Origin of the sequence: Sinomonas cellulolyticus (genome assembly GCF_014656475.1) — a bacterium.
In the GTDB taxonomy this organism is placed as follows: Bacteria; Actinomycetota; Actinomycetes; order Actinomycetales; family Micrococcaceae; genus Sinomonas; species Sinomonas cellulolyticus.
Window position 1 is genome coordinate 223,400 of sequence record NZ_BNCM01000007.1, and the last position, 9,982, is coordinate 233,381.

Genomic DNA, 9,982 nt, shown 5'->3' on the forward strand with positions numbered 1-9,982 from the left:
GCTTCTACCGCGGAAGCACCCTGTCATTCACGAGGGCCTGGTAGTAGCCGTACCTGTAGCCCGTGGCATTCGGGTGGAAGTCCTCGTTCGCGTCCGCCGACCCGTAGTTGATCCACTGGTTGGTCGAGCCGATCTCGTGCCCGCTGAATTCGTCGCGGACATCCACGAACTTGACCCCATTCGCCGTCGCCGCGCTCTGGATGACGGAGTCGAGGCTGTCGATGGACGCGTTGAGGCGCCGGGGGAAGTCGAGGAAGAGGTAGATGCCGGTGAAGAAGCGCGGGTACCCGAGTGCGGCGACCTTGGCCTTCGGGAACTTGGCCTTGACGGCCTGGTAGGCGCTTGTGAGCTTGGTGGTCAGGCTGGCCTTCTCGGCGGTGGTGAGCGTCAGGAGATCGATACAGGCCTGCGTGACCGTCCCGTTCGGGCATGCCGTGCTCACCTGGTTCGAGCCAGCATCGATTCCGCCCACCGTGAGCGTCACGAGCCCGATGGTTGGATTCGGGACGTTCGGCGAGAGCTGCTCCAGCTGCGCGGGGATCTCGGCCGTTGAGGCGCCAGAGCATGCCGCGTTGCCCTGAGGCTTGATCTTCGACTGGTTGAGGTAGCCCACGAAGTAGGGGTAGCTGGCGTCCCGGCTCCTCTCGAGGGCCGCCGCAGTCGTGGCCGACCGCGTTCGCAACGTAGAGATGCGGCGCGCTGCGGAATAGGGCCTTAAGCCTGCGGCGCGAAATGCCGAAGGTCCTGCAGGAGCGCGCAGCGAAACGCACGACGACGGCGGTTGGGAACCGTCGTCGTCGTGGTTCGGTGGTGCCTCCTTGAAGGCTCAGCCGACGAGCGCGGGGGCCTTCCAGCCGAGAGCGGCAAGCGCGGCGCCGACCACCGGAGCGTAGCCGTAGGCATAGCCAGTGGCGTTCGGGTGGAAGGCTGCGGAACCTGCCTCGGGGCCGTTGATCCACGGATCGGCACTTCCGAGCTCATGCCCGGTGAAGGCCAGCCTCACATCCACGTACTGAGCGCCAGCTCCGGTTGCGGCGGCCCAGATCGTGCTGTCCAACGCGTCGATGCCCGCATTCACCTGGTCAGTCAGTGGGCTGAGCCCCGTCAGGAAGAGGTGCGGGTAGCCGGTGAACACGATCTGCGCATTCGGGGACTTGGCGTGGATAGCGGTGACGATGGCCGGAATGTTCGCCCCAACGGTCCCGAGCTGCTGCTCAGCGGCGCCGAGCTGGCCGAGGCACGTGCCCCAGGTGAGCGGGTTGTTGGGGTCGGCCGCCAGGCAGGCGGCGGTGATGCTGCTCAGGCCGAGGTCATTGCCACCCGCCGTGACGGTCACGTAACCGGTGTTCGTCGGGAGGGTCTTCGCCTGCCTGATTACATCCGCGGTCGTCGCGCCGGAGCAGGCGATGTTCTTCTTCGCGCCGAGATCAGCAGGGTAGGACTGGGCGGTCCGACCGCAGTCGTCGATCGGAGTACCGCCTCCGACGCCTGCCGCGTATGAGTCGCCGAGGGCGTAGTACCAGCCCGACTGTGGAGCTGCGGGTGCGGCGACCGCGGGAGCCGCGGCGCCCCCGGCGGCAATGAGGGTGATCGCCGCGGCAACTGCTGCGCCCAAGCGGCGGATTCTGGTGAACTTCACTTCACACTCCTAGCGTCACGTGGCGCAGCAGCGTGCGCAGCGCCCCCAAATGGCGGACGGCCGGTCGAGTAGGGCTGTCCTGACGGGAACAACCCTGCCCGAGCGGCCGTCCGTGGCCCTAGGGCCTTTCGACTCTCGGCGACGCGCGCCGGGGAATCGGCGGTCAGCTCACGAAGGGGCGCACCGCCGGGACGTAGCCGTACGTGTAGCCCAAGTAGTTGGGGTGGAAGGACGCCGGATCGAGCCCGGTCGGGGTTTCGATGGGACCGTTGATCCAAGGGCTGGTTGACCCGTAGCCGTGGCCGAGGAACCGCCAGGTCACATCCGTGTAGAGAGCGCCGTTCTTCAGCGCAGTCGTCGCGATTGTCGCATTGAGCAGGACCGTCGCTGCATTGATCTCAGTTGCCACGGGCTGGAGCTCCGTGGGAAGGCCCGAGACTGTGAACAGCAGCGGGTAGCCAGTGAGGGTGATACGGGCATTCGGCGCCTGGGCGTGGGCAGCCGCAATCGTGCTGGCGAGTTTCGCTGGCAGCGCCGGGATCAGGGTCGTGGTGGAGATGCTCAGCTGCTCCTGGCACTGGACCGGCGTCGCCGGGTTCATGCACGCGGCGACTACCGCCCCGACGCCGACGTCGTTGGCGCCGACAGTGATGGTCACGGTGCGCGCGTTGTGCCGGACCGCGGGCACCTGGAAGCTCGTGACGTCCGTCGTCAGGGCCCCGAAGCATCCGAAGTTCGTACCATTCAGCTGGGTCGGGTAGGCGACCGCAGTCTGGACGCACGCGTTGAGCGGAGCACCGCCGCCGGTTCCCGCCGCGATGGAGTCGCCGAGCCCGAAGTAGGTCTGGGGTGACGCCGCCGACGCCGGTAATGCCGAGGCGCCCGCAACGAGGCCGATGGCCGCGACGAGGGCGAGGAAGGCTCGGACGATCGCGGATCTCCGTCGTGGAGGCGTCGGTGTGATCTCCGGTGTGGTGTGCAGGTCCATTGCTGAGCTCCTCATGTAAGGCGCCCACCCGCCGTCGTCCGGCCCCCAGCCGGCACGAACTGGCGCCGGAGGGGCGGACAGTCCTGACGCGCCACATGTTAAGCCCGCGATGGGCCGGGCAGAAAGGACCGGAGCGCAGGGAAGGAGAGGCCGTGCCCTACGCCGGGACCCCGTGTATTCTAGATCTATTACCGAACGGCCGGTCAGTAATTTCCTGCCCGCCGTGAAGGCCCCCGACCGGAAGGACCCGTCGACGATGACCACTGCCCCGGAAGCCCCCACGAAGGAAACCGCCACCGCGATCGTCCCCAGCTACGTCCGCGATGCCTGGTGGACCCCGGAGAACCCCGGCCGCGGCGCCGAGGTGCGCGATGCGAGCACGGGTGAGCTGCTCGCCGTCGTGAACTCGGACGGCATCGACCTGGCCGGCATGGTGGAGCACGCGCGCACGGTCGGGCAGGCCGAGCTCGGCAAGTTCACCATCCACGAGCGTGCCCTCAAGCTCAAGGAACTCGCACAGTTCCTCAGGGGCCACCGCGAGGAGCTGTACGAGCTCTCCTTCAAGTCCGGCGCCACCAAGATCGACAACATGGTGGACATCGACGGCGGCATCGGTGTGCTGTTCACCTTCGGCTCGAAGGGCCGCCGTGAGCTGCCCAACTCGAATGTGATCGTGGACGGCCCCATGGAGGTCCTCTCCAAGGACGGCTCGTTCGCCGGTGAGCACATCTACACCCGCATCCCGGGTGTGGCCGCGCAGATCAACGCGTTCAACTTCCCCGTGTGGGGCATGCTCGAGAAGTTCGCCCCCGCGTTCGTGGCGGGCGTTCCCACCATCGTCAAGCCCGCCACCCCGACCGGCTACGTGACGGAGGCCATGGTCCGCCTCATGGTGGACTCCGGCATCCTCCCGGCCGGGTCGATCCAGCTCATCTCCGGCTCCGCCCGGACCCTCCTCGACGAGCTCGACTACCGGGACATGGTCTCCTTCACGGGCTCCGCCGCGACCGCCAACCTGCTCAAGTCGCACCCGAACGTGGTCCACGGCGGCGTCCGCTTCACGTCCGAGACGGACTCGCTCAACGCCGCGATCCTCGGGCCCGACGCCGTCCCCGGCACCCCCGAATTCGACGCGTTCGTGAAGTCCGTGGTCACCGAGATGACGGTCAAGGCCGGCCAGAAGTGCACGGCGATCCGCCGCTCGATCGTCCCCGCCGAGCTCGTGGACGACGTCGTTGCCGCCATCGGCGCGCGGGTGACGGAGCGCGTCGTGGTCGGCGACCCCAGGGCCGAGGGCGTGACGATGGGCGCGCTCGCCTCGCTCGAGCAGCTCAAGGACGTCCGCGGCGCCGTCGAGTCCCTCGTGGAGGCAGGCGGGAAGATCGCGTTCGGCTCGCTCGACGCCCCCGAGGTCGTCACGGCGAGCGGCGAGAAGGCGGTTGTGACGGACGGCGCCTTCATGTCCCCCGTGGTCCTCACGTGGGAGGACGTCGAGGCGCCCGCGCTGCATGGCACCGAGGCGTTCGGCCCGGTCTCCTCGGTGGTGGGCTTCTCCTCGCTGGAGGAGGCCATCAGGCTTGCCGCGATGGGCTCCGGCTCGCTCGTCGCCTCGGTGTGCACCAACGATCCGGAGGCCGCGAAGACCCTCGTCACCGGGATCGCCGCGCACCACGGCCGCGTGCTCATGCTCAACCGCGAGGACGCCAAGACCTCGACCGGCCACGGCTCCCCGGTCCCGCACCTCGTCCATGGCGGCCCGGGCCGCGCGGGCGGCGGTGAGGAGCTCGGCGGCATCCGCTCCGTCAAGCACCACATGCAGCGCACCGCGATCCAGGGCTCGCCCAACATGCTCACCGCGGTCACCGGTGTGTGGCACACCGGCGCGGACCGGCACCTCGCCGACCCGGCCGACCCCTCGACGCACCCGTTCCGCAAGTCCCTCGCAGAGCTGCGCGTGGGCGATGCGATGCGCTCCGAGCTGCGCCAGATCACCCGCGAGGACATCGCGAAGTTCGCCGCCGAGACCGGCGACACGTTCTACGCCCACATGGACGACGAGGCCGCCCGCGCTGCCGGAGTCTTCCCCGGCATCGTGGCGCACGGCTACCTCCTCGTGAGCTGGGCCGCGGGACTCTTCGTCTCGCCCGAGCCCGGCCCCGTGCTGCTCAACTACGGCCTGGACAACCTGCGCTTCCTCCAGCCCGTCCCCGCCGGCGACTCGATCCGCGTGACCCTCACGGCCAAGCAGATCACCCCGCGGGTCACCGACGAGTACGGCGAGGTCCGCTGGGACGCCGTCCTGACCAACCAGGACGACGAGCTCATCGCCAACTACGACGTCCTCACCCTCGTGGAGAAGGAGTGGCCCAAGAAGGCCTGACCGGTCGCGGAGGGCGGGGTCTCCACCCCGCCCTCTGGGCTTAAACTGGTGCCCGTCAGTTCCCCTCGTGGAGGTGTGTCATGACGCTGGCAACGCGACCGGCAACCACAATCCTGACCGTGGCCGACGAGGCCCGCGCGAAGGACTTCTACGAGGGAGCGCTGGGGCTCCCTGTCCGCGGCAAGGACCCGACCGGGATGATGATCCTCGGTCTGGACGGATCCGCATCGCTGGGCCTGATGGTGGATGCGCAAGCAGCCCACTCGGGCCACACCGCCCTGACGTTCGAGGTCGACGACCTCGAGGCAGCCATGGCGGACCTCGAAGGCCACGGGGTGCACTTCGAGGACTACGACCTGCCCAATCTGAAGACGGATGAGCACCATATCTTCTCCGCGCCAGGCGAGCGTGCCTCGTGGTTCGCGGATCCAGATGGGAACATCCTCTGCCTGCACGAGGGCGGGGTCGTCGAGTACAACATGTAGCGCACAGAACGCAGCGCACGACGGCGGTGGGCCGGGTTCAAGACCCGGCCCACCGCCGTCGGGCTTTCAGCACTTGCTCTTGGCGGTGCCTCCGCTCCCGAAGGCCGCGAGCCATAGGCACGGCCGGCCGAGTCGGCGAGGATGGGACCCATCCCTGAGTGAGGACAAGGAGTGGGGCCCATGACCAAGTACCTGATCTCTTTCCCCAGCAATGCGATGGTGTTCCCTGAGGAGGACCTCCAGGACGTGGCGGACGCCGCAAGATGACCCCGCCAGCTGAGCCGCCCGCGAGCGGGCTCCTCGACCTCCGCCGGTTCCTCGAGCCGGCACTCGGCAGCGTGCCCGAGCCTTCCGATTGGTGGTCCGGCCCGCGTACGTGGTGGGCGGGGGCGCTCGACGTCGAGGGCCTCGCCCTCGGCTCCCTCGGGGTGCTCATCGCCGCGCTCACGGCGCTCGGCCCAGCGCGAGGCGCTGCTGTCGACGCAAGCCGCGTCACGACGTCGTCCGCGCTCGCCGGGGCCTCCTTCGACTCGATCCGGCGGCTTCGCGTGGACGGGAGGCCGCCGGACATCTGGGCGCCCATGTCGGGCTTCCGGCGCGCCCGCAACGACTGGGTGCGCCTCCACGCCAACTACCCTCACCATGCGCAGGCGCTCCTCGCGGCGCTCGGCATCGCGGGCCCCGAGCAGCTCGACGCGGCGGTACTCGAGCGCGACGCGCTCGATGTCGAGGCCGCCGTCCGTTCCGCAGGGGGAGTGGCCGCCGCCGTGCGCACCGCGGGCGAGTGGGCGGCGTCGGGCGCCGGGACCGCCGCGGCGGGGGAGCCGTGGATCCGGTGGTCTCTCGGCGAGGCTTCCGCAGCGCTCTTGCCGCACGACGTCGCGCCCGGCCTCCCGCTGCACGGCGTCCGGGTGCTCGACCTCACCAGGGTCATCGCCGGCCCCAGCGCATCCCGGCTCCTCGGGGCGCTCGGCGCGGACGTCCTGCGGATCGATCCGCCGCAGCACCCCGAGCTGCTCGACGCCCACCTCGACACAGGTTTCGCCAAGCGCAGCGGCGTGGCCGACCTGCGCGTGGCCGAGCAGCTCGCCGAGGTCCGGGCGCTCGCCCGCGCCGCCGACGCGGTGCTGCTCGGCTACCGGCAGTCCTCGCTCGTGCGGTTCGGGCTGGACGTCGATTCGCTCCGCGCGGACGTCCCGCATCTCGCCGTCGTGGCGCTCAACGCGTGGGGCTGGGAAGGCCCGTGGGCGGAGGCGCGCGGGTTCGACAGCATCGTGCAGGCGGCGTGCGGGATCGCGGACCTCTATGGGGCGCCGGCTGGCGCGCGGGACGGCAGCGCGCACGACGCCGCGTGGCGGCCCGGCGCCCTGCCCGTCCAGGCGCTGGACCATGCCACCGGGATGGGCATGGCCGCGGCCGCCGTCGCGCTGCTCGCCGCGCGGGCCCGCGGGCTCGCCGGGAGCGCGCGGCTGAGCCTCATCGCCACGGCGAACGAGCTCATGCGGGCCGGGACTCCGGACGCCGCGGAGCCCGCGGAGCTGCCGGTGGAGACCCGCACGGCGGTGTCCGCCTACGGCGAGCTTGAGTACGTGGGGCCTCCGCTCGCTGTCGGCGGCCGCCCCCTCGACTACCCGCACGCGCCGGTGCGCTACGGCACCTCGCCGCTCGAGTGGATGCCCTAGTGGGCCATGCGCGACGGCGGAACTCATCTCGTGCGGGTGAGCCCTGCCATCGTGCCCTCGCTGGGCCGGACCGGCTGGCGGGGCGCCGCGTCAGTCCTGCCGGCTCCGCAGCCACCCGTCGACCCACCAGGCGAGCTCCACGAGCACGATCCCGATCCCCGCGATGACGAGGGCGGTCCACGTATGGTCCCAGTTGCCCGGATCGAGCTCGAACACCTCCCGCGTGAACGGGAGGGCGAACATCGCGAACGAGGCCGCCATCATGACCACGACGAGCAGCACCTTCCACCACGCGTACGGCCGCGCGACGATCGCGAGGACCCACAGGGCGATCGCGATGAGCGTGATGAGCGCAGACGTGCTCGCCTGCACCTCGGTGGTGGTCCCGGCCGTGACGGACGGGCGGACCAGCAGGTAGCACGTGAAGCACGCCGCCGCGATGACGATGCCTGCCGGGATCGCCATCCGCATGACGCGCCCCACGAACCCCGGGCGGGCGCGGTCGTGGTTCGGGGCGAGCGAGAGGACGAACGCCGGCAGCCCGATCGTGAACCAGCCGGTGAGGGTCACGTGCCGCGGCAGGAAGGGGTAGGGGATCGCCTCGAGCCCGATGAGCCCCGGCACGCCCACCATGATCGCGAGCAGCACGGAGTACACGGTCTTGGTCAGGAACAGGTTCGCGACCCGTTCGATGTTCCCGATCACGCGCCGGCCCTCGCCGACCACGTGGGGGAGCGTCGCGAACCGGTTGTCCAGCAGCACGATCTGGGCGACCGCCCGCGCGGCCGGGCTGCCGGCACCCATCGCGACGCCGATGTCCGCGTCCTTGAGGGCGAGCACGTCGTTGACCCCGTCCCCCGTCATCGCCACCGTGTGGCCGCGTGACTGCAGCGCCCGCACCATGCCGCGCTTCTGCGCCGGCGCCACCCGGCCGAACACGGCCCGCTCCTCGAGCACCCCTGCCAGCCGCTCGGCGTCGTCCGGGAGCGTTCGCGCGTCCACGGGGGCGTCCGCGCCGGGGAGCGCGAGCTGCCCCGCGACCGAGCCCACCGAGGCAGCATTGTCGCCCGAGATGACCTTCACAGTGACCTTCTGCGCGGCGAAGTAGTCGAGGGTGGGGCGCACGTCGTCGCGCACCTTCTGCTCGAGCACCACGAGCGCGGCCGGCCGGATTCGGGGCGCTTCCGGTGGCATGGAGGTACGCACGACGGCGCCGGGTCGCCCCGAGCCCTCCACCGCGCCGGAGGCGGGAAGGGGAAGCTGGTCGGTGCGCGCGAGGAGCAGGACGCGGAGCCCACGGGAGCCCACCTCCTCGGCCTCGGCCCGGGCAGGGGAGCCCTCGGGAAGGAGCACGTCCGGCGCGCCGAGCAGCCACGAGCCCTGCCCCCCGAACGCCACGCCGCCGTACTTGCGCGCCGAGGAGAACGGCAGGGTCTCCGACGCGGTCCAGCCCGGCGAGTCGGGGAACGCCTCGCGGATGGCCTGCATACTCGCGTTGGGGCGCTTGTCCGCTGCGGCCAGGGCGCTCAGGGCGAGCTCTGCCTGCGCGAGGCTGCCCTCGCCGTCGTGCGCTGCGGCCTCCTCGGCGAGCGGGCGCACCTCGGCGAGCTCCATCGCATTCTCCGTGAGCGTGCCGGTCTTGTCCGCGCAGACCACGTCCACCCGGGCCAGCCCCTCGATCGCGGGCAGCTCGTTGACGAGGCAGTTGCGGCGCCCCAGCCGCACCACTCCCACGGCGAAGGCGATCGTGGTCATGAGGATGAGGCCTTCGGGGACCATCGGCACGAGCGCGGCCACCATGCCGCGCAGCGCGTCCGGAAGGGCCTGCCGGCCGGTGAGCTGGTTGTAGACGGAGAGGATGCCCGCAGGGATGAGCAGCCAGGTGATCACCTTGAGGATGGTGTTGATGCCGTTGCGCAGCTCGGAGTTCACGAGCGTGAACTTGCTGGCCTCGGCCTCGAGCTGCGCCGCGTACGCCTCGCGGCCCACCTTGGTGGCCCTGTAGAGGCCGGTGCCGGAGGAGACGTACGAGCCCGAGAGGACGGGGCTGCCGGGAGACTTCGGGATCGGGTCGGCCTCGCCGGTGAGCAGCGACTCGTCCAGCTCGAGGCCCTCCGCCGTCAGGACCTCGCCGTCCACCACGGCCTGGTCGCCGGGGCCGAGTTCGATCACGTCGTCCAGGACGATCTCATGCGGCGGCAGGCTCGTGGTGGTGCCCTCGCGCCGGACCTGCGGGTGCGCCTGGCCCACGATCGCGAGCCTGTCCAACGTGCGCTTGGCCCGGATCTCCTGCACGATGCCCACCACCGAGTTCGCCACGATGAGCCCGGCGAACATCCCGTCGAGCCAGTGGCCGGTGGAGAAGATGATGACCGCGAGTACGGCGAAGATCGCGTTGATGCGCGTGAACACGTTGGAACGGACGATCTCCCACGCGCTGCGGCTCGCGCGCGGCGGGACGTCGTTGGTGCGCCCGTCGGCGACGCGCTCGGCGACCTCGGCCGCGGTGAGGCCGCGCTCGCCGTCGGACGTCACCGTGGCGGTCCCCGCATCACCCATGGGTTAAACCCTACTGGCCATGCGCTAGAACCTAGTGGCCGTGCGGTCTGCGTGCGTTCCTTCCCACGTCTATGCCGTGCCAAGCGCGCTGACCGGCGTGTCCTGGCCCGGGGGGAGATGACGTGGGCAGGAAGGTACGCGAATCGGGGCCTACTGGGCGTCGTGGTCGGTCTCGAGGACGGCGACGAGCTTGTCGAGGGCTTCCTCGGCGCCCGGGCCCTCGGCGCGCAGGACGACCTGCTGGCCGTA

8 protein-coding genes are annotated in these 9,982 nt (G+C 70.5%); 3 read left to right on the forward strand and 5 right to left on the reverse strand.

What is annotated here, in order from left to right; all coding sequences use genetic code 11:
* Positions 1-4: 4 nt before the first annotated feature.
* The 3 genes from IE231_RS11270 to IE231_RS11280 all read right to left on the reverse strand — a co-directional run bounded on the left by IE231_RS11270 (position 5) and on the right by IE231_RS11280 (position 2,627).
* Positions 5-682, reverse strand: a complete 678-nt coding sequence (locus IE231_RS11270) for a GDSL-type esterase/lipase family protein (protein WP_189694051.1) — start codon at positions 680-682, stop codon at positions 5-7.
* 144 nt (positions 683-826) lie between these two features.
* Positions 827-1,639: an SGNH/GDSL hydrolase family protein gene (locus tag IE231_RS11275; RefSeq protein WP_189694052.1), complete on the reverse strand. Its 813-nt coding sequence runs from the start codon at positions 1,637-1,639 to the stop codon at positions 827-829.
* 163 nt (positions 1,640-1,802) lie between these two features.
* Positions 1,803-2,627 (reverse strand): GDSL-type esterase/lipase family protein, encoded by an 825-nt coding sequence (locus IE231_RS11280; protein ID WP_189694053.1) that lies wholly within the window; start codon positions 2,625-2,627, stop codon positions 1,803-1,805.
* Positions 2,628-2,883: 256 nt separating this feature from the next.
* Here IE231_RS11280 and paaZ point away from each other — a divergent pair, with 256 nt between their 5' ends.
* The 3 genes from paaZ to IE231_RS11295 all read left to right on the forward strand — a co-directional run bounded on the left by paaZ (position 2,884) and on the right by IE231_RS11295 (position 7,174).
* Positions 2,884-5,007 (forward strand): phenylacetic acid degradation bifunctional protein PaaZ, encoded by a 2,124-nt coding sequence (gene paaZ, locus IE231_RS11285; RefSeq protein WP_189694054.1) that lies wholly within the window; start codon positions 2,884-2,886, stop codon positions 5,005-5,007.
* Between the two features lie 80 nt (positions 5,008-5,087).
* On the forward strand, positions 5,088-5,492 hold the full coding sequence (locus tag IE231_RS11290) for a VOC family protein (protein ID WP_189694055.1): 405 nt from the start codon (positions 5,088-5,090) through the stop codon (positions 5,490-5,492).
* 263 nt (positions 5,493-5,755) lie between these two features.
* On the forward strand, positions 5,756-7,174 hold the full coding sequence (locus IE231_RS11295; protein ID WP_189694056.1) for a CoA transferase: 1,419 nt from the start codon (positions 5,756-5,758) through the stop codon (positions 7,172-7,174).
* A 90-nt stretch (positions 7,175-7,264) separates the two neighbouring features.
* Here the strand turns inward: IE231_RS11295 and IE231_RS11300 are convergent, their stop codons facing one another.
* Together IE231_RS11300 and IE231_RS11305 are read right to left on the reverse strand one after the other, a co-directional pair.
* Positions 7,265-9,733, reverse strand: a complete 2,469-nt coding sequence (locus tag IE231_RS11300; RefSeq protein ID WP_189694057.1) for an HAD-IC family P-type ATPase — start codon at positions 9,731-9,733, stop codon at positions 7,265-7,267.
* A gap of 150 nt (positions 9,734-9,883) precedes the next feature.
* Positions 9,884-9,982 (reverse strand): HPr family phosphocarrier protein (locus tag IE231_RS11305; RefSeq protein WP_189694058.1); only part of this gene is annotated, 99 nt, incomplete at its 5' end.